The 18,856-nt window shown below is 65.8% G+C and carries 16 protein-coding genes and 1 tRNA gene; 5 read left to right on the top strand and 12 right to left on the bottom strand.

Translation table 11 applies throughout. The annotated features are described in order from the left end of the window. Positions 1-132: 132 nt before the first annotated feature. From AC27VL_RS08075 to dtd, 6 genes are all read right to left on the bottom strand, one after another. Positions 133-540: a rolling circle replication-associated protein gene (locus AC27VL_RS08075; protein WP_488765986.1), complete on the bottom strand. Its 408-nt coding sequence runs from the start codon at positions 538-540 to the stop codon at positions 133-135. 1,085 nt (positions 541-1,625) lie between these two features. Then, positions 1,626-2,834 carry a tyrosine-type recombinase/integrase gene (locus tag AC27VL_RS08070; RefSeq protein ID WP_488765985.1) on the bottom strand — a complete coding sequence of 403 codons (1,209 nt, stop codon included), beginning with the start codon at positions 2,832-2,834 and terminating at the stop codon, positions 1,626-1,628. Between the two features lie 175 nt (positions 2,835-3,009). Further along, positions 3,010-3,085: transfer RNA gene (locus AC27VL_RS08065), tRNA-Ile, on the bottom strand. A gap of 44 nt (positions 3,086-3,129) precedes the next feature. Beyond that, on the bottom strand, positions 3,130-3,366 hold the full coding sequence (locus tag AC27VL_RS08060) for a hypothetical protein (protein WP_223879979.1): 237 nt from the start codon (positions 3,364-3,366) through the stop codon (positions 3,130-3,132). Between the two features lie 703 nt (positions 3,367-4,069). Continuing rightward, positions 4,070-5,920: an RNA polymerase sigma factor RpoD gene (rpoD, locus tag AC27VL_RS08055; RefSeq protein ID WP_488765984.1), complete on the bottom strand. Its 1,851-nt coding sequence runs from the start codon at positions 5,918-5,920 to the stop codon at positions 4,070-4,072. Positions 5,921-6,010: 90 nt separating this feature from the next. Further along, complete coding sequence (gene dtd / locus AC27VL_RS08050) at positions 6,011-6,451, bottom strand: D-aminoacyl-tRNA deacylase (RefSeq protein WP_089237155.1); 441 nt, start codon at positions 6,449-6,451, stop codon at positions 6,011-6,013. Positions 6,452-6,511: 60 nt separating this feature from the next. Between dtd and AC27VL_RS08045 the strand changes: the two genes are divergently transcribed. From AC27VL_RS08045 to AC27VL_RS08030, 4 genes are all read left to right on the top strand, one after another. Continuing rightward, positions 6,512-7,432 carry a lauroyl acyltransferase gene (locus AC27VL_RS08045; protein ID WP_488765983.1) on the top strand — a complete coding sequence of 307 codons (921 nt, stop codon included), beginning with the start codon at positions 6,512-6,514 and terminating at the stop codon, positions 7,430-7,432. A 75-nt stretch (positions 7,433-7,507) separates the two neighbouring features. Beyond that, on the top strand, positions 7,508-8,641 hold the full coding sequence (ribA, locus tag AC27VL_RS08040) for a GTP cyclohydrolase II RibA (protein ID WP_488765982.1): 1,134 nt from the start codon (positions 7,508-7,510) through the stop codon (positions 8,639-8,641). Positions 8,642-8,753: 112 nt separating this feature from the next. Then, a complete protein-coding gene (locus AC27VL_RS08035; protein ID WP_100554223.1) occupies positions 8,754-9,230 on the top strand; it encodes a PH domain-containing protein in 477 nt (158 codons plus the stop codon). Next, complete coding sequence (locus tag AC27VL_RS08030; protein ID WP_488765981.1) at positions 9,227-10,768, top strand: PH domain-containing protein; 1,542 nt, start codon at positions 9,227-9,229, stop codon at positions 10,766-10,768. Before AC27VL_RS08035 ends, AC27VL_RS08030 begins: the two co-directional genes overlap by 4 nt. Positions 10,769-10,878: 110 nt before the next feature. Here the strand turns inward: AC27VL_RS08030 and AC27VL_RS08025 are convergent, their stop codons facing one another. Then, on the bottom strand, positions 10,879-11,937 hold the full coding sequence (locus AC27VL_RS08025; protein ID WP_488765980.1) for a CDP-glycerol glycerophosphotransferase family protein: 1,059 nt from the start codon (positions 11,935-11,937) through the stop codon (positions 10,879-10,881). Between AC27VL_RS08025 and AC27VL_RS08020 the strand changes: the two genes are divergently transcribed. After that, positions 11,936-12,742 carry a glycosyltransferase family 2 protein gene (locus AC27VL_RS08020; protein WP_100553735.1) on the top strand — a complete coding sequence of 269 codons (807 nt, stop codon included), beginning with the start codon at positions 11,936-11,938 and terminating at the stop codon, positions 12,740-12,742. The genes AC27VL_RS08025 and AC27VL_RS08020 overlap by 2 nt on opposite strands. A gap of 25 nt (positions 12,743-12,767) precedes the next feature. On the opposite strand, the gene AC27VL_RS08015 is transcribed toward AC27VL_RS08020, so the two are convergent. The 5 genes from AC27VL_RS08015 to def form a co-directional block, all read right to left on the bottom strand. After that, positions 12,768-13,943 carry an O-antigen ligase family protein gene (locus tag AC27VL_RS08015; RefSeq protein ID WP_488766018.1) on the bottom strand — a complete coding sequence of 392 codons (1,176 nt, stop codon included), beginning with the start codon at positions 13,941-13,943 and terminating at the stop codon, positions 12,768-12,770. Positions 13,944-14,176: 233 nt separating this feature from the next. Then, positions 14,177-15,889 (bottom strand): ArnT family glycosyltransferase, encoded by a 1,713-nt coding sequence (locus tag AC27VL_RS08010; protein ID WP_488765979.1) that lies wholly within the window; start codon positions 15,887-15,889, stop codon positions 14,177-14,179. Between the two features lie 22 nt (positions 15,890-15,911). Then, positions 15,912-17,243, bottom strand: a complete 1,332-nt coding sequence (gene rsmB / locus AC27VL_RS08005; protein WP_488765978.1) for a 16S rRNA (cytosine(967)-C(5))-methyltransferase RsmB — start codon at positions 17,241-17,243, stop codon at positions 15,912-15,914. 3 nt (positions 17,244-17,246) lie between these two features. Then, on the bottom strand, positions 17,247-18,170 hold the full coding sequence (gene fmt / locus AC27VL_RS08000; RefSeq protein WP_089237173.1) for a methionyl-tRNA formyltransferase: 924 nt from the start codon (positions 18,168-18,170) through the stop codon (positions 17,247-17,249). A 122-nt stretch (positions 18,171-18,292) separates the two neighbouring features. Beyond that, positions 18,293-18,805 (bottom strand): peptide deformylase, encoded by a 513-nt coding sequence (gene def / locus AC27VL_RS07995; RefSeq protein WP_025879059.1) that lies wholly within the window; start codon positions 18,803-18,805, stop codon positions 18,293-18,295. Positions 18,806-18,856 lie beyond the last annotated feature (51 nt).

Below are 18,856 nucleotides of genomic sequence, written 5' to 3'. Positions count from 1 at the left end.
TTCCCACGGGCATTTGAAAGGAAAGCTACGTTACACATGGGCATGGCAGACCTGGCGCGCCGGCCGATGCACAGGGCGCATTTCTGTCACAGCACTAGATTTTGATTCCGGAGTTTCGAGCCAGATCGCTTATTAAAGGCAAGCGATGGTATGAAAATTATGGGACAGTTCAACCTCCACGGCTGGCCCGCATCCTGCATTTTTAACGACGTACGCGACTGCACGGGCGTGATTGATTGGCACCTCTACCCTCGCCATGCCAATGCGCCTGGACCACCATTCCTGGAGTAGCGCGACGAGACTGACCGAGATCGCCTTCGAAGGAGAATGGAGGCATGCGTGATAGTGCAATGTGCCGTCGCGGTGCGCTTCCTGCACGCGTACCCACACGACCCCCTTGTGCCAGCTCTTCCGGATCCACCTCTTTCCGTACAATTGCTCATTCGCGAACCGAATCAGGCGGCGAAAATCCTTATCAGCCCTTTCCGGCGAAAGCTCGAGCCATGGACGGCCGGCTCTAGTGCCAAAAGTCAGCGTCATGACTACGTCCCATCGATGGGGAGTTAAGAACTCCTCCCACGACCTCCTTAGCTTTAGTAAGTCTAGGGGCAGAGAGCCCCTACTCACCGGCATTTCCGCCACCCAAAGACCGCACTAAGGCGCGAATGTCGTCGACCGACCATGCGGTGATCCTGCACCCGAGAGTTCGGACAGGCTTCGGATATCTCCCAGACTTCACGCCAGCCCACCACGTGGACTTTGAAACTGGAATGATCGGTGGAATGCCCCTCGCCTTATCACCGATGATCTGAGGTAGACGGAGATAGCCTATTGCCGATACTACTTGCATATGAGCCTCGCTGGCCTTCATTGGACAAAGCGAGCGTGACTCAGCCGTCCTCACCGTGTCGATGAAACAAAAGGCCCGATTTGATTCGGCGCTCGTGCGCAGCTATTGCCTTTCTAAGGGAATCGGCCGTCCACACCGCTCCTTCTGAAGGAGCTGCAATGCCATGCATCGGAGCCTCTTCAGCCAATCGTTCCATCGGGGTAATAAGCTCCGCCAAGAAGCTGATGTGCATATCTCGTTCGGCATGCTCCATCAGAGAACGCCCCCTTCCGCGCTTTAGATGAAATGCCTGATCTAGGCTGGCACCAGACTCAATTGTGGGAAGAAGAGCGGAACGGACATCTAAGAGCAACCAGGCTGGCAGACCTGGCAGAGGGGCCACACCCCCAACGCAGGCGTTTGCCTCCAGAAAGCTGAGAAGCATAGTGACTGACAACACTGCATCCTGATAACTCCCGGCTGCTGCACCACGCCGTGCTAGGTCCCACATGTTGCGAAACTCATCTAGCGTGCAATGCGCGTCAGTCACGAGCTGCATCCCGAGGAAACAGAATCTCTTATCAAGCTGGGCAAATCCAGTCCGTACGAACCGAGCCCATAGAAGCTGCTCTCCCATGCTTGCCTCATCTTGCAACGGCCTTTCACCTGGTGGCAGCGCTGAACGGCTGGCGAGCTCTCATCGACGTCAAGTTCAGCAATGTAATTCTTCGTGCTCACAACCACCTCTACTTAAGCCACTTGGCGACACGCCTATAGGATGTTGGGCGACTCATTTTCACTTGGCGCGAAATTCCATAGTCTTGGATGCCTCTTCACGCAGTCCATCTAGATAGTCAGACCATGACTGCATCATCTTCCTGCGCTCTGGCAGGTGTGTCGCACGGTTGTACGCTCGACCCAATGGATCCCGCACGGCGTGCGCGAGCTGATGCTCGATGTAGTCGGGACGGTAGCCCAGCACCTCATCCAGCACCGTCCGCGCCATGGCCCGAAAGCCGTGCCCGACCATTGTTGAGCCGTCGAAACCCAAGTTCCTGAGCGCCGCATTGAGCGTGTTTTCGCTCATCGGCTTCAGCGCGCTGCGCACGCCTGGGAAGACGAACTCGCTACGCTTTGTATAGGGGTGCAGCTCCCGAAGGATATCGGCCGCCTGAGCAGACAAAGGGACGATGTGCGGGGTGCTGGTCTTGCTGGTCACGTGCCGCCATTCGCCAGCATCTAGATTGATGTCCGCCCACTTGGCGTGCCGCAGCTCGCCGGGGCGGACAAACAGCATGGGTGCGAGCTTCAGAGCCGCCTGCGTCACCAGCGAACCCCGATAGCCCCAAAGCGCGCGAAGCAGCGGCCCGATCTGCGAAGGGTCAGTCATGCTGGCGAAATGCTTGGTCTGCGGCTGCTCCAGGGCGCCTGCGAGGTCTTGTGCTGGGTTCCGCTCGGCGCGGCCTGTAGCCATGGCATAGCGGAAGACTCGACCAGCGTGCGATCGGGCTCGATGAGCCGTCTCTACAACGCCGCGCTGCTCCAGTTTGCGGAGGGCGCCCAGCAGGATCGGAGCGGTTATCTCAGTGACCGGCATATCAGCCAGTGGCGCCAGATCCTTCTGGATCAAGCGGCGCTCGCGCACGACAGAGCCGGGGGTAAGACCTTCCTTCGTCCGCTTCGCCAGCAGTTCCAGGGCAATGGCTGAGAAGGTGTTAGCGGCCCTTTCGCCATGCGCCGCGCGCTCCGCCTTCGCAACCTGAGAGGGATTGGCACCGCCACGAAGCATTGCTCGCAACCTGTCGCACTCAGCCCGGGCAGCCTGCAACGAAGTGGCCGGGTACTCATCGATGGTGATGATGCTCGCCTTCCTTAGGTAGCGATAGCGATACCGCCAGACCTTGCTACCAGTTGGACGCACCTCAATGCACAGGCCGTTTGCGTCGGCCACGCGATAGACCGCGACCTTCGGCTTCAGCGAGCGCAACTTGGTGTCGGTCAGCATGTGAGTCGCCCATTTGTGAGTCGGCTAGGCGAACGCCAGTCCTTGACTCACAGCCTGACTCACTTCCTTTAAGGATGCAAGGGGATGCCCTTGGACGCCGATGGACACTTGATCCGGCTATTTTTGGCTATCGGCCAGACTACTGGACTTGGCTGGATGCCTGTGAACATCAATTTGGTGGGCCCACCAGGATTCGAACCTGGAACCAAGGGATTATGAGTCCCCTGCTCTAACCGTTGAGCTATAGGCCCTGCACAGCGTCACAGTGTAGTGGAGCACGGGCGGAGTCGGCTACTCAGTCCGCAGTAGCGAGCACCTGAGCAACATGCTGCAACCGCTTCTCGGCTATCCCAGCGAGCCGCTCCATCTCCTGCAGATGCGCTTGGAACAGCGCCACTGCCCTCATGGCCCCCTCCAGTCCCTTCTGATTGCCGCTACCGAAGCCTTCGATCAATCCTGCGCCAGACTGCGTCAGCAGCGCGAACGTCGCGCGCCTGGCAAACCCCAGCCGATCCTCCCGTTCGTCCTGCATCACTTCATTCCAATCCAGTAGGGGCGGGAAGTCACACGTATCTGCACGGACCCGGTCGCCAGCGCTCCTGCCGGCTGTGGCTTTCTGTCTCATCTTGGATCTCCTACGATTCGTCGAACCTCCTACGCCTCCTGTTGAGAGAGGCGGCCGGGTGCTTCAACACGGTCGTAGGGCCGCCCGCAGCTTTTCCCCTTGCGGGGTCTTGTATGACTGCGCGCCACCCGGCCAGAAACCTTTCGGCTCGCTTGGGTGGCGAATGATGCGGCTTGACCCTCGATTGCCTGCTGTTAGGCAGACAGCCCTCCTACGACGGTGTGTTGAGCACCTGCGGGGACTGTGTGGAAGAGAAGGTAGTGGCTTCAATTGTTGATTGCGACAGGGCTTGCGGGAGCCATGGCTGCTCAAACAGCTCGACGTACTGGGGCACTTGAGGATCGACCTGGCCAACTCCTTCCCGTCGCTCGGAGTCGCGCGTTATTGCTCAACAATGCTCAAGCCGGTTGCGTCAAAAGGCGCGAATTTTGGCGATTGGAGACGACGAAGAATTGGCCAAAACGTCATCGTGGGAGAGCAGCCGAGCATGGGCTCGGCTCTACAGAAGGCACCCTCGCCATCCGGCGCCCAGCCCAAAGAAAAACCCCGCCGAAGCGGGGTTTTTCCAGACAGAAGCAGTTGCCGAGCATGGCTCGGCACTACCTGGAAATCAATCGATATCCAGGAAGCTGCGCAGCTGCTCGGACCGGCTCGGGTGACGCAGCTTGCGCAGCGCCTTGGCTTCGATCTGGCGGATACGCTCGCGGGTCACGTCGAACTGCTTGCCGACTTCCTCAAGGGTGTGGTCGGTGTTCATGTCGATGCCGAAGCGCATGCGCAGCACCTTGGCTTCCCTCGGGGTGAGGCCGGCCAGCACGTCGCGCACGGTTTCAGACAGATTGATGTTGGTGGTGTTCTCGATCGGGGACTCCACGTTGGTGTCCTCGATGAAGTCGCCCAGATGGGAATCCTCGTCGTCGCCGATCGGGGTTTCCATCGAGATCGGCTCCTTGGCGATCTTCATCACCTTGCGGATCTTGTCTTCCGGCATGTCCATTTCCTTGGCCAGCTCCTCCGGCGTAGCCTCGCGGCCGTACTGCTGGAGCATCTGGCGGGAAATGCGGTTCAACTTGTTGATCGTTTCGATCATGTGCACCGGAATACGGATGGTGCGCGCCTGGTCGGCGATCGAACGGGTAATGGCCTGGCGGATCCACCAGGTCGCATACGTGGAGAACTTGTAGCCGCGACGGTACTCGAACTTGTCCACGGCCTTCATCAGGCCGATGTTGCCTTCCTGGATCAGGTCGAGGAACTGCAGGCCGCGGTTGGTGTACTTCTTGGCGATGGAGATCACCAGGCGCAGGTTGGCCTCGACCATTTCCTTCTTGGCCTTGCGCGCCTTGGCTTCGCCGTAGGCCATGGCACGGCTGAGTTCCTTCAGCTCGTCCAGGTCCAGCAGGGTGACCTTCTCGATGTCGATGGTGGCCTGCTGCTCGGACACGATCTGGTCCTTTACTTCACGCAGTGCCGAAGACCACTTCTGCTTGCGCTTCAGTGCGTCTTCCACCCATTCCAGGTTGGTCTGGTTGCCTTCCCAGGAACGGATGAAGTCCTTGCGCGGCATGCGGGCAGTGACGGTGGCCAGGTTCAGCACGCGGCGCTCGTGGGCCTTGACGCTGCCCATGGTGTCGCGCAGCTGCTTGGTCAGCACGTCGGTCAGCGGCAGCGGCAGCTTCAGGGTGACGAACACCGCCGACATCTCCTCGCGGAGCTTCAGCAGGTTCTTCTTGTCGCCCTTGGCAGCCGCCTTCTTGAAGGCGTTGAGGGCATCAGCCAGCGCCTGCATGCGCGCGGCGACTTCCTCCGGATCCGGACCGGTCGGTGCGGCTTCTTCATCGCCGCCGTCGACATCGTCCTCTTCCTCGTCATCAGCGTCATCGCTGTCATCCGAGTCGTCGGCCACGGCAGCAGCCGGGGCCGGCACTTCGTCGGACAGGTCATTGAAGCCGACGATCACTTCGGCAAGGCGCTTGCGGCCTTCCTTGTGCGCTTCGTAATCGGTCAGCAGCGATTCGACCGACACCGGGAACTGGCCGAGTGCGGCCTGGACCTGGGACAGGCCTTCTTCGATGCGCTTTGCAATGGCGATTTCGCCTTCGCGGGTCAGCAGCTCGACGGTACCCATTTCGCGCATGTACATGCGCACCGGGTCGGTGGTACGGCCACCTTCGGTGTCGAGCGCGCTCAGCGCGGCGGCAGCTTCTTCGGCTGCGGTGTCGTCGACCTCACGGTTGCCCGTGTTGCCGTCGTTGAGAAGCAGGGTTTCCACATCCGGAGCAACTTCATGGACATCAATGCCCATGCCGTTGATCATGCCGATGATGTCTTCGATCTGTTCCGGGTCGACCATGTCGTCCGGCAGATGGTCATTGACTTCGGCATAGGTCAGGTAGCCCTGTTCCAGGCCCTTGCTGATCAGTTGCTTGATTTCGGATTGGGCAGGACGTTCGTTGGCCATGTAGTGCTCGCGCCACCGGCTAGGGGGAAATAGGGAACGTAGCATTATACCAGCCCGGGGCCCGGCCTGCCGGGCGGTGGTCCCGGTGGCCTAGGGCCTGAGGAGGAAGGTCACAGGACCGTCATTGACCAGGCTGACGACCATATGGGCGCCAAACCGGCCCGTTTCCACCCCTGGCGCATGATTTTCGCGACAGATCCCGACAAATCGATTGAACCCGCGTTCAGCCTCCTCCGGCGGTGCCGCGCTGGTGAAGCTGGGCCGCATGCCGGAACGGGTGTCCGCGGCCAGGGTGAACTGGCTGACCAGCAGCAGGCCGCCGCCGGTATCACGCAGCGAGCGGTTCATTTTGCCGGCCTCATCTGCAAACACACGGTAGCCGAGCACGCGTTCGGCCATCCGCTGCAGCTGGGCCTCGGTATCGCCCGGCTCCATGCCGACCAGGGCCAGCAGGCCGGGGCCGATCTGCCCTACCGCCTCACCTTCCACATGCACGGCGGCCTGGCTGACACGTTGAATCAGGACGAGCATCGGCGGGCTTCCAGGCAAGGGCCGGCCACGATAGCAGCGCCCTTGGCTAAACTGGGGGAGATGAATCCACACCGCAAAGCCCGGCTGGTCTACCGCGCCACCACCCTGTTCGCCCGCCTGCCCTGGCCACTGCTGCGCGGGTTCGCGCACGCCCTGGCCTGGACGTGGGTGCGCCTCGATGCCCGCGAGAGCCGCGTCACCCGCCGCAACCTGGAGCTGGCCTACCCCGAACTGGATGGCGCAGCGCGGGAACGCCTGCAGCGTGAGCTGCTGCGCTCCACTGCCCTGCAGGCCATCGAGACCCTGCGCCTGTGGAGCCGGAAGCCCGAAGACAACCTGCGCCTGCACCTGAAGGAGCGCCACGGCCAGGCGCTGTACGACGCGGCCTTGGCCAGCGGCAAGGGCGTGATCGTGGCAGCCCCGCACTACGGCAACTGGGAGCTGCTGAACCAGTGGCTGGCTTCGCGCGGGCAGATCGCCATCGTCTACAAGCCGCCGGAGGACGAGGCCAGCGATGCCTTCCTGCAGATCGTGCGCGGCGGCCACAACGTGCAGCAGGTGCGCGCCGAGGGCCCGGCCGTGCGCCAGCTGTTCAAGGTACTCAAGGACGGCGGTGCCACCGGCATCCTGCCAGACCAGCAGCCCAAGGCCGGCGACGGGGTGTTCGTGCCGTTCTTCGGCGTGCAGGCACTGACCATGACCCTGGTCAACCGCCTGGCCGAGCGCACCGGCGCGACGGTGCTGTATGGCTGGTGCGAGCGCATCGGCCCGGACATGGAATTCGCCCTGCACATCGAGCCGACCGACCCGGCCGTGGCCGACCCGGACCCGCAGGTCGCCGCCACCGCGCTCAACGCGGGTATCGAACGCATCGCCCGCCGCGACCCGGCGCAGTACCAGTGGACCTACAAGCGCTATACGCTGCGGCCACCGGGCAGCGGCGAGGAAGACCCGTACGCGACCGACGAGCATCCGCACTGAAAGCCGCTCCACCCGGCCTGCGACACACCGCCGCAGCACGTTGAATACGACGCTGGCGCCCCCATAGAGACACCGATGTCCGCCTCCCCCGGTCCTGCCATGTCTGCTTCCTCCCTGTTCGGTGATCCGGCCGCGATCCGCTGCGAGCGCGCGGTCGCCGAACTGCGTGCCGGTCGTCCGGTCCTGCTCCACGATGGCCAGGGCCAGCGCCTGGCGGTGATCGCGCTGGACAGCGCCACTGCCAGCAGCTTTGCCGCCTTCGCCAGCGCCGCGCGCGAGTGCCATTACCTGTACCTGACCGCCACCCGCGCCCGCGTGCTCGGCGTGGAGGCACCCGAGGGCGCGCGCCTGCCATTGGCTGGCGTTGCGTTCGATGCCCTGCCCTCGCTGGGTTACCTGCGCGAACCAGGGCCGATGCCCGCGGCCTGGAGCGCAGGCGATGCGTTCGATGCCGGCGCAGTGGAACTGGCCCGACTGGGCCTGCTGCTGCCGGCGATGGTGGCCGTGCGCCTTGAGGCGGCCGACAACACCTTCGATGGCGCTGCCGACGTCGGCCTGTGCGATCTGGCCGAAGGCGCTGCGCATGCCGCACATGATTACGAACTGGTGGCGCGTTCTCCGGTGCCGCTGCGTGATGTCGGCATGACCACGTTCGCAGTGTTCCGCGGCGGCGTCGCCCAGCGCGACCAGGTGGCGATCATCGTCGGCGAACCGGACCTTTCCGCCGTGGTGCCGGTGCGTGTGCATTCGTCCTGCCTCACCGGCGACCTGTTCGGTTCGCTCAAGTGCGACTGCGGCGACCAGCTGCGGCGCGGCCTGCGCAAGTTGAAGGAGCTGGGCGGCGGCGTGCTGTTGTACCTGGACCAGGAAGGCCGCGGTACCGGCATCGCCGCGAAGATGCGCGCCTACGGCTACCAGCATGACGGGCTGGATACCATCGACGCCGATGCGCAGCTGGGCTTCGGCGCCGACGAGCGTCGCTATGGCAGCGCGGTGGCGATGCTGCGCGGCCTGGGTGTGTCCCGTGTCGCCCTGCTCAGCAACAACCCGACCAAGGCACAACGCCTGCGCAATGCCGGCATCGAAGTGCTGGACTGCATTCCGGTCACCGGCGAGATCACCGCCGAGAACGAGCATTACCTGCGCACCAAGGCCGACCGCGCCGGCCACCTGCTGGATGTCGACGCGCTGATCCAGGCCGCCCAGTAACGCGGGCGACCTGCTAACGTCTGCGCGGTGCGGCCATCACCGCGCCTGCCCGCCCTGCTGCCCGACGGACGCCCGCGTGACCGAACTTCCTTTGCCTGTTGCTGCCGCCGAAATGCCCCTCGACCACTGGCAACCCCTGCCGCGGCGCGCTGCCCGTTTGGCGGCGCTGGAGGGCGCCTTCGGCGGACTCTTCATTCCCGGCGCACCGCTGGCGGCCGTCTGGTGGTTCTTCGATCTTCCCGGTGGCCTGTGGGCTGCGTCGCTGGGCCTGCTGGTCGGCCTCGCCTTCGGTGGCTGGATCGGCCATCGCCGCCTGACCCGCACCCGCTGGCGGTTGGATGCACAGGGCCTGGGCCTGCGCCGCGACCTGATGTGGCAGCTGGAGACCCGCATTCCCATTTCGCGCGTGCAGCACCTGGACCTGCGTCGGGGACCGCTGGAGCGGCGTGCTGGCCTGGCCACGCTGATCGTGCACACCGCCGGCACCCGCCTGAGTGCGGTCACCGTCAACGGCCTGGACGAAGCCGATGCCGAGCGCCTGCGTGACACCCTGGCCCATCAGCTCGACCAGGACGCCGACGCCCTGTGAGCCTGCCACCGCCCCTGCCGCCGTCGCTGCCCAAGGGTGGCGAAGAGCATCGCCTGCACCCGTGGTCGTGGCTGTTCGTGCTGCTGATGCAGCTGCGCCACTATCTCCTGCCGCTGGTCGCGTTGCTGGTGTTCGGCCAACGCAGCGACCGCGATCCGATGTGGGCACAGTTGATCCCGCTGACTGCCATCGCCGCGCTGGTGCTGGTCTCGGTACTGCAGTACCTCAGTTACCGCTACCGCATCGGCAACGATGCGATCACCGTGCGCAGCGGCCTGCTGGCGCGCAACCGGCGCGAGATTCCCTTTGCCCGCATCCACAACGTGGAAGTGCGGCAGAACCCGTTGCATCGGCTGTTCGGGGTTGCCGAACTGCGCCTGGAATCGGCCGGTGGTGTGCGTCCGGAAGCGGAGATGCGGGTGCTGCGGCTGGATCAGGCGCTGGCCCTGGAACAGCTGGTGCGCCAGCGTGGACAGGCGCCCGAGCCAACGCCGGGCGACGCGCCGGCTGCCAGTGTCGTGCCCTCCGACGACGAACAGGTACTGCTGCGCCTGTCGAGCTGGGATGTGCTGCGCATGGGCCTGCTGTCCAACCGCGGCTGGGCGCTGGCGATCGCCACCTTCGGTGTTCTGTTCCAGACCGTACCGCGCCCGGTGATGGACGATGCCATCCAGCGCGGCGGGCGCGAGGCCTTCGGCTACGCCAGCCATCTGCACACCGGGGTAGCCGGTGGGCTGGTGCTGCTGGCCGCGGCATTGCTGCTGGGCTGGCTGCTGCTGCGGGTGTTGTCGGTGGTGTTGACGCTGCTGCGTTACCACGGCTTCACCCTCAGCGAGCGCGAACGGCGCCTTACCGTCTCCACCGGCCTGCTCAGCCGCACCCGCAGCAGCGTCGCGCGCCGCCGCATCCAGGCATGGACGCTGGGCGAGAGCACCCTGCAGCGCTGGTTCGGGTTGCGCCAGCTGCGCATCGACAGCGCCGCCGGTGGCCCCTCGCGCGACGACGACCGCGCGCTGCGCGAGCTGGCTCCGCTGGCTGGCGCCAGCGCCTGCGACAGGCTGGTGCGCCACCTGCTGCCGCAGCTGCAATGGCCACCACAGCAGTGGCAGCCGATACCGCAACGCGGATGGTGGCGATTGTCGCTGTCCACGTTGCTGACGGTGCCGTTGCTGACCGCCGCGCTGTACTGGCGCTGGGGCCTGCCGGCCCTGGCGCTGCTGGCCTGGCTGCCGGTCAGCCTGTTGATCGCGCACCGGCAGATGGCACGGATGGGCTGGCACCTCGATGGCCAGTTCGTGGCGGTGCGCGGCGGCTGGTGGAAGCGCTGGTGGCGCTGGGCCGAGCTGGACAAGGTGCAGGGCCTGCGCCTGCAGCGCTCACCTCTGGACAAACTGCTGGGCACGGCCAGCCTGCAGCTGGACACCGCCGGTGCGCATGGCGATGTGGCGCTGGCGCTGCGCTACCTGCCGCAGGCGCGTGCGCATGCGTTGATGGAAGAACTGGCGACGGCGCTGGCGCGGCGCAAGCTGCGCTGGTAAGCGGCCGAGCGTTGAACTGACCATCCACGCATGGCGTGGATCTACCGTAGAGCCGAGCCCATGCTCGGCTTGCCGCAGCCGAGCATGGGCTCGGCTCTACAGGACCTACGTCACCGCTGCGACGGCCCCCAGTAACCCAGGTCCTTGCGGATCTGCAGGTCACGCACCCAGCTGCCGAACGGCTTGCGACGCAGCGCACCCATCTCGCCGGACAGGAAATCCTCGGTGGCGGCGATCACCCGCTCGCTGGACAGGCCATCGCGGTAGGGGTGGATGGCATCGGCGTAACGCACGATCTCCGCCTGCAACGCCGCATCCGGATGCAGCGCACGCGCCAGCATGGCCGGCAGCTGCTGCGGATCGTCGAAATCGATCATGTGCGGCTTCGGCACGCGGTTGCGGAAGGTCACCACCGGCTTGTGCTGGACGATGAACTCGGAAACGATCGATGAGGTGTCCGATACCAGCACGTCGGCGGCGCGCTGGGCAGCCATCACCTGTTCCGGTTCGATGAAGCGCGCATTGGCGCCGGCCAGCGCGCGGTAGCGTTCGAACAGGTCCGGCGGGCACTTCGGGTGCAGGGTCAGCAGCCAGTAGTGCTGCCCGGCGGCGATGTCGGCCGCGATCTGCGCATGCAGGTGCGGGGCGGCACTCAAGCGTTCGGTGAAGGTTGAACCGAACAGGATCACTGGGCGGCCACCGGCTGCACTACGCAGCGCGGCACTGTCGCCGCCATCGTCGAGGAACAGCGGGTCCAGCTTCGGCCAGCCGGTTTCCGCCACGGCAAAATGACCCTGCAATGCCGCGATCTCGCGGAACGGCGCGGTGGTGGCAGGGCCCTGCGTACAGTAAAGGTCGAACATGCCGCGCACCCGGAAGTGGCCACGCGCACTGTCGCGCTTTTCCACGTTGAAGCCGTGGAACAGCTGCACCTTGGCCCCCGACAGGAAGGTCGGCACCCAGTTGGCCGCGCTGAACACCGCCCGCGGACGCATCGCCAGGGCCTGCTTCAGGCCGATGTTCGGCACGCCTGGCAGCTGGCTGCCAGCCGCACCATCTTCGAACCAGGCCGCCACTTCCTGGCCGGAAGCGTGCAAGGCCTGCACCAACGGGGCGAGAATAGGCAGCGCATAGCGCTCCGTCGCAAACAACAGGTACCCGGCCATCATGTCCTCCACGACCGCTCCCATCGAACGGCCTCGCATCTCGGCCTGCATTATCGCGTTCAACGAGGCCGGGCGCATCGGCGACTGCCTGGCCTCGCTGGCCTTCTGCGACGAGATCGTGGTGGTGGACTCCCTGTCCACCGATGCCACGGTAGCCATTGCCGAGGCTGCCGGCGCCCGCGTGCTGCAGCGCCCGTTCGATGGCTTCCGCAGCCAGAAGGCGTTCTGCGTCGAGCAGGCCCGCCACGACTGGGTACTGTGCCTGGACGCCGACGAGCGCGTCAGCCCGGAACTGCGCACGGCCATCGAGCAGGCCCGCGACGGCGGTTTTGCAGGTCATGCGGGTTACCGCTTCGCCCGCCTGTCGGAGTACTTCGGCAGATTCCTGCGCCACGGCAATGCCTATCCGGACCGGGTGCTGCGCCTGTTCGACCGTCGCCACGGCGGCTGGCGCGGCAAGCGCGAGATCCACGAAGCAGCCAGCGTCGATGGCGCCGTCGGCACCCTGCACGGGGACCTCATCCACTTCCCTTACCGCTCGCTGCAGCAGCAGCTGGCCAAGACCGAGAAGTACGCGCGGATGATGGCCGAGCACGAGTTCGCGCGCGGCAAGCGGGCCACCCTCGGCAAGCTGGTGCTGGCCCCGGCCTGGCGGTTCTGGCGCGGCTTCCTGTTCCGTGGCGGCTTCCGCGACGGCTGGCATGGCCTGGTGTATGCCTATGTGCGCGCCAACTACGTGCGGCAGAAGACCATCATGCTGTGGATGCTGGGCAACGGCCAGGCCGTGTCCGATCCGCCCAACCGCTGAACGGGGAATCGGCCTGGGCTGGACGCTATCGGGCGTTCCTTGCCCGGTGTCGCGCACCTTCCACGATCGACAGGCCGGTCAGCAGGCCGACGATGGTGACGTAGAAGCTGGCGGTCATCTGGTGCGCGAACATCGACTGGGTCAGTCCGCACAGGATGTAGGACACCACCACCATCACGCCGGCGGCAGCCGGGCCACGGAAGGTGGTGTGCCCGCTGCGCCGGTGCAGGCGCACGAACACCCACAGGGGCACGCCATACACGGCCAGCAGCAGCAACAGGCCCGGTACGCCCTGGGTTGCCGCCCACTCGGCGACATCGTTGTGAGCATGGCCCAGATGGCAGCGCTGTTCCTGCGGATCCTCACGACAGATCGGAACCCGCTGCATGGCGTTGTCGAAGTGGCCCACGCCCACCCCGATCAGCGGGTGATCGAGGAAGGTATCCCATGCCACCTGCAGGCGCTCGACCCGGGCCCCTGCCGATGAGTCGCTGTCGCCCTGCTCCATGCGCTGCACATCGCTGTGTAGTTCCGTCAGGCGCACCTGGTGGCGCAGTTCGGGTACCGACAGCAGCAGGGTTGCAGCGATGGCCAGCATGCCGGCAAGCACCGACAGGCGCGCCACGCCGGTGCGCCAGCGCAGGCTGAGGGCCAGCACCACCAGCAACGCCAGCAGCGCTGCGAACACACCACGGCTGCCGGTGAGGATGATGGTTCCACACCCGGCGGCCATGCCGACGATCACCAGCGACCAGCGTCGCGAGGGCCGGCAGAACACCAGCAGCACCATCAGCATCACCACGATGTCGGCAAGCACGATCGCGTTGGTGGACAGTTCCGCGCGCGGCGCGCCTCCCAGTACCTGCAACAGCGCCAGCGCGAAGGTACCCAGCAGGCCGGCGAACGCACCACGCCACAACCAGCGCATGTCCGGCCGCAACGCGCAGACCCACACCGCGATCCACGGGATCACCAGGAATCGCGAGCGGTTGTCCACGTTGCGCAGGCCATGCTCGAACACGACCATCGAGAGCACGCCCAGGGCCAGCACCGCCAGCGTCAGCCAGGTCAGCACCCTGATCGGCTGGGCATCCATGTGCCGCGCACACCACAGCAGTTCCGGCGCCATCAGCGTCGTGACCAGCAACACCAGGCCATACGGCAGCAGGTTGATGGGAATGGTCAGCACCAGCGCCGGCATGCAGAACAGGCCGATCTGCGCCAACCAGTGCGCAGTGCGCGGGCGCCCCCCAACGGGTACGCCCAGCGGATCGCCGGCCGTGGATTCCAGGTTGTGCTGTGAAACTGCCACGTCGAAAAGTTTCGCTGCGATCCTGCGGAATGAACGGGATCGCCGGCACGGCCGATCCCACGTTGACGTTTTACTGCCTTTGTCGCTGCTTGGGCAGTCTGGACAAGCACAGGCCAGAGTGGTTACTCCTCGCACTGCAGTCGCCGCTCGCGTTCGCGCTCTTCGGGGCTGGCCACGCACCGGCCCTGCACCGCAGCGCCCGGCACCAGCCACCAGCGGCGGCGATTGGCGATTCCCGCCAGTTCGGCACGGCTGCGGTCGATGCAGGTCAGCAGCGCGTCTTCGTGGACCAGCAACCAGCGCCGCTGCGGCGCCAACTGCTGCCATTCCACGGCCGCGGCCAGCTGTGCATCCCAAGGCTCGTTGAAACCGAAGGTTGCCGCCGGGCGGTCGGCCATCAACAGATTCTGCTCTTTCCAGGCCACCAGTCCCAACTCGGCATCGGCGCCGATGCGCTGGCCGGTGTGCCGCATCAGGCCACGGGCGGAACTTGAATCATTCAGCACCGGATAGCCGATCAGGCTGTACAGCACCCAGACGACAGTGAGCGTCGAGACCAGCGCCAACTGGCGGCGGCCGCGCCCGAACAACAGCAGGCTGGCCACACCCCAGCCGCCCATCGCCATCGCCGCCCAGGCCAGGGCGTTCATCTCGCCATTGCCGATGCCCCGCGTCTGCATCAGCCGCGTTTCGAAGCCGGGCTTGCCCAGCAGGGCAGCCAGCCCGGCCGCCAACGTGCCCAGCGACAGCAGCAGGGTGAACGCGCCCAGCAGCCATTGCACATCCCGCCGACGCAGCAGCCCCGGCAGCAGCGGCGCCAGCGCAAGGCAGAACATCGGCAGCGCCGGCAGGATGTAGACGTCGCGCTTGCCATTGGGGATCGAGAAGAACAGCACGATCAGCGCCCACCAGCCCAGCAGCAACAGATAGCGCGCGTCCCGACGCTGCAGCCGGCGCCACCAGGCAGGGATCGCCCACGGCACTGCCAGGAAGGCGGGAATCCACATCGACGGCATGGTGCCCAGGAAGTACCACCAGGGCTGGTGGTGGTCCCATGATTGCGCATAGCGCTTGGCGGTCTGCCGGAACAGGATGTCGTCCATATAGGCCAGGTACTCGCCGGAGCGGGTCGCCAGTGCGGTCATCACCATCGGCACCAGCCACAACGCGATGGCCAGCACGAACGCCAGCGGCGCCAGCCAGAAGCGCAGGTCGCGCGCATGCAGCCGCACCCGCGGCCAGTGCAGCGCCGAACCGATCACCGCTGGCACGATCATCAGCAGCGCGATCACGCCCACGCCCTTGGTGATCACCCCGATGCCGGCAAAGAACCAGCCCAGCCACCACCAGCGCCACGCGGGCCCCAGCAGCAGGTGGCGCAGCAGACCGTAGTTGGCCAGGGTGATGAACAACACCACCAGCGGGTCGATCTGCGCCTTCTTCGCCTGGAAGGTGAACTGCAGGGCGAACAGCAGCGCCCAACCGGCGTACAGGCCAACCTGGCGTGTCCACAGGCGCCGGCCCAGATCGACCACACACCACAGCGTGCCGAGTGCGGCGATCAACGAGGGCAGCAGGAACGCCACCCGCCAGTTGCCGACCACGCTGTACAGCGTGGCCTGCCACCACATCAGCATCGGCGGTTTGTCCGAGTACAGCTCCAGCCCACGGTGCGGGAACAGCCAGTCGCCGCTGTCCACCATCTGCTTGGCAACCAGGGCGAAGCGCGGTTCGTCCGAGGGCCAGGGATCGCGTAGTCCCAGACCGGCACCCAACACCAGCAGGGCCATCACAACGAACAGCCACGTCTGGCGTGACGCACGGGTTTTCAGCATGGGGGCTCGGACAGCGGTTGGGTCAGCCCTTTTTTAGCAGACGCGCGTAGAAAAATCCGTCAGCATCGTTTTCACCGGGCAGGCGCTGGCGTGCGATACCGTCACAGTCCAGACCAAATGCGTCACCCAGCGCGACCGCTTCCGCATCCGCGTGCCACTTCAGGAAGCCCTTTACCTGATCGACGTTTTCCGCGCGCAGGATCGAGCAGGTGGCATACAGCAGCACACCGCCGGGGCGCAGCATCGACCAGCAGGCCTCCAGCAACCGGGCCTGGATGCCAACCAGCGCATCGATGTCTTCCGCGCGGCGATGGAACATCACGTCCGGCTGCCGACGGATGACGCCGGTGGCCGAGCACGGTGCATCCAGCAGGATCGCATCGAACGGAACGCCGTCCCACCATGCCCCCGGATCGCTGGCGTCGGCCACCAGGACCTCGGCGCCTTCGCCCACCCCGGTACGGGCGAACGTATCCTTGGCGCGCGCCAGGCGACGGGCGTCGATATCCAGCGCCAGCAATCGCAGGCTGGGGTCGCGCTCAAGCAGGTGCGCGGCCTTGCCACCCGGTGCGGCACACGCGTCGAGCACGCGGCTGCCGGCCGGCGGCGCCAGCGCGTCGGCAGCACATTGCGCCGACAGATCCTGCACCGACAACAGGCCTTCGCCGAAGCCGGGCAACTGGTTCACCGGAACCGGCGCGGCCAGTCGCAACGCATCAGCGCTCAGCGGGCTGGCTTCGGCGGCAATGCCCGCCTCGGCCAGGGCCGCCATCATCTTGTCGCGCCCGCCCTGCTGGCGGTTGGCACGCAGCCACAACGGCGCCGGCTGCAGGCTGGCGGCGAAGATCGCCTCGGCCTGTGCCGGCCAGTCGCGCTCGACGGCCTCGGCCAGCCAGAGCGGAAATGCGTCGCGTGCCGGCTGTTCGGGGAAGCCCTCGCGCTGGGCCCGGCGCAGGATCGCGTTGACCAGGCCCGCCTGGCGTTCACGGCCAAGTGCGCGCGCGGCGTCGACCGTGGCCGACAGCGCCGCATGGGCGGGCAGTTCCAGCACATCCAGCTGGGCGAAGCCCACCATCAGCAGCGTGCGCAGGTCGGCATCGCGCGCGGACAGCGGCTTCTGCATCCATCCCTGCAGGGCGGCGTCATAGGTGCTGCGACGGCGCAGCACCGCAAAGCACAGCGCTTCAAGCAACGCACGGTCGCGGGTGTCGGCCAGTTTCGGCAGCGCCCAGGCCAGCTCCGCCTTGAGCGAACGACCGCGGGTGAACACCTGCGCGAGCACGCGCGCCGCCAACATGCGGGTGGCCGCGCCCGGTGCCGCCTTGGCGATGGAAAAATCGTTTGCCTTGCTCACCCGTCAAACCCCCACGCGCAGGTCACGGCGGGCATTGAGGTAGTCGGCGGCGGTGATTGCCTTGCCGCCTTCCCGCTGCAGCACGCGCAGGCGCAGTGCGCCCTGCCCGCAAGCGATGTCGATGCCTTCACGGCCAGCGGCCAGCACCGTGCCCGGTGCCTGGCCATGCGCCACATCCAGCGCCACCGCGCCGTGGATGCGCACGCGCTCAGCGGCCAACAGTGCCTCGGCAATCGGCCACGGATTGAACGCACGCACCGTGCGCGCCAGCGCTTCTGCGTCCTGCGCCCAGTCCAGTTTTGCCTCGGCCTTGTCCAGCTTGTGCGCGTAGGTCACGCCCTGCTCCGGCTGCGGCCTTGCGATCGGCTTGATGCCGGCACGCAGCAGGCCCAGCCCATCGGACAGCACCTGCGCGCCGAGCTCGGCCAGCTTGTCGTGCAGCTGGCCACCGGTATCGGTGGCGGCGATCGGCAGCTCCTGGTGCAGCAGCACCGGGCCCGTATCCAGGCCTGCTTCCATCTGCATCAGGCAGATGCCGGTCTTCTCGTCACCGGCCTGGATGGCACGCTGGATCGGTGCGGCGCCGCGCCAGCGCGGCAGCAGCGAACCATGCACGTTCCAGCAACCGTGGGTCGGGATGGTCAGCACCGCCTTGGGCAGGATCAGCCCATAGGCCACCACCACCATCAGGTCCGGCTGCAGGTCACGCAGCTGCTGCTGGGCCGCCTCGTCCTTCAGCGTTTCCGGCTGGTACACGGGGATGCCGCGGGCGACCGCTTCCAGCTTGACCGGCGAAGGCGCCAGCCCACGGCCGCGACCGGCCGGGCGATCAGGCTGCGTATAGACAGCCACCACCTCGTGATGACGCGCGGCCGCGCGCAGCGACGACACCGCGAATTCCGGCGTACCGGCAAAGACAATCCTCATGGCAACCCCACTTGCAGGATGAAATCGTGCAGGAAAAAAAACGGCGCCGTCGACCGGCGCCAGGCAGCCCGCGCGTCACGCACAGGCGCGAGCCACCCCGAAAGGGCGGCCCGCAACAACCATCACGCCACGTGCTTGCGCTGTTTGGCCAGCTTCTTGCGGACCATCTCGCGCTTCAGCGGCGACAGGTAATCGATGAACAGCTTGCCGTCCAGATGGTCCATCTCGTGCTGCACGCAGACCGCCAGCAGGCCATCGGTGGTCAGTTCCTGCGGCTGCCCCTGGCGGTCCAGGAACTTGACGGTGATGGTGTCGGCACGGGTCACGTCGGCGAAGATGCCAGGCACCGACAGGCAGCCTTCCTGGTACACCTGGCCCCCGTCCTTGGCGACGATTTCCGGGTTGATGAACACGCGCGGTTCGTTCTTTTCTTCGCTCACGTCGATGACCATGAAGCGCTGGTGCACGTCCACCTGGCTGGCAGCCAGGCCGATGCCGGGGGCGTCGTACATGGTCTCGAACATGTTGTCGAGCAGCTCCTGGAACGCCGGCGTGGTCACTTCGGCGGCATCGATCAACGCAGCCTTGGTACGCAGGCGCGGATCGGGGAACTCAAGGATGGGGAGTAAAGCCATGGCAGTTTCCGGGGTTGGGGCCGGGTTACGCCGGCATACGTCGCAGATTCT

This window comes from Stenotrophomonas sp. 14P6.2.3 (assembly GCF_057799055.1).
The sequence above is the reverse complement of the archived record's forward strand: the minus strand, read 5'-3'. Positions and strand labels throughout refer to the sequence as shown.

Coding starts and splice junctions, on each gene's coding strand:
- AC27VL_RS08075 (WP_488765986.1), bottom strand. CDS start 540: ATGACGCTGACTTTTGGCACTAGAGCCGGCCGTCCATGGCTCGAGCTT.
- AC27VL_RS08070 (WP_488765985.1), bottom strand. CDS start 2,834: ATGCTGACCGACACCAAGTTGCGCTCGCTGAAGCCGAAGGTCGCGGTC.
- AC27VL_RS08060 (WP_223879979.1), bottom strand. CDS start 3,366: ATGCAGGACGAACGGGAGGATCGGCTGGGGTTTGCCAGGCGCGCGACG.
- rpoD (WP_488765984.1), bottom strand. CDS start 5,920: ATGGCCAACGAACGTCCTGCCCAATCCGAAATCAAGCAACTGATCAGC.
- dtd (WP_089237155.1), bottom strand. CDS start 6,451: ATGCTCGTCCTGATTCAACGTGTCAGCCAGGCCGCCGTGCATGTGGAA.
- AC27VL_RS08045 (WP_488765983.1), top strand. CDS start 6,512: ATGAATCCACACCGCAAAGCCCGGCTGGTCTACCGCGCCACCACCCTG.
- ribA (WP_488765982.1), top strand. CDS start 7,508: ATGTCCGCCTCCCCCGGTCCTGCCATGTCTGCTTCCTCCCTGTTCGGT.
- AC27VL_RS08035 (WP_100554223.1), top strand. CDS start 8,754: ATGCCCCTCGACCACTGGCAACCCCTGCCGCGGCGCGCTGCCCGTTTG.
- AC27VL_RS08020 (WP_100553735.1), top strand. CDS start 11,936: ATGTCCTCCACGACCGCTCCCATCGAACGGCCTCGCATCTCGGCCTGC.
- AC27VL_RS08025 (WP_488765980.1), bottom strand. CDS start 11,937: ATGATGGCCGGGTACCTGTTGTTTGCGACGGAGCGCTATGCGCTGCCT.
- AC27VL_RS08015 (WP_488766018.1), bottom strand. CDS start 13,943: ATGCCGGCGCTGGTGCTGACCATTCCCATCAACCTGCTGCCGTATGGC.
- AC27VL_RS08010 (WP_488765979.1), bottom strand. CDS start 15,889: ATGCTGAAAACCCGTGCGTCACGCCAGACGTGGCTGTTCGTTGTGATG.
- fmt (WP_089237173.1), bottom strand. CDS start 18,170: ATGAGGATTGTCTTTGCCGGTACGCCGGAATTCGCGGTGTCGTCGCTG.
- def (WP_025879059.1), bottom strand. CDS start 18,805: ATGGCTTTACTCCCCATCCTTGAGTTCCCCGATCCGCGCCTGCGTACC.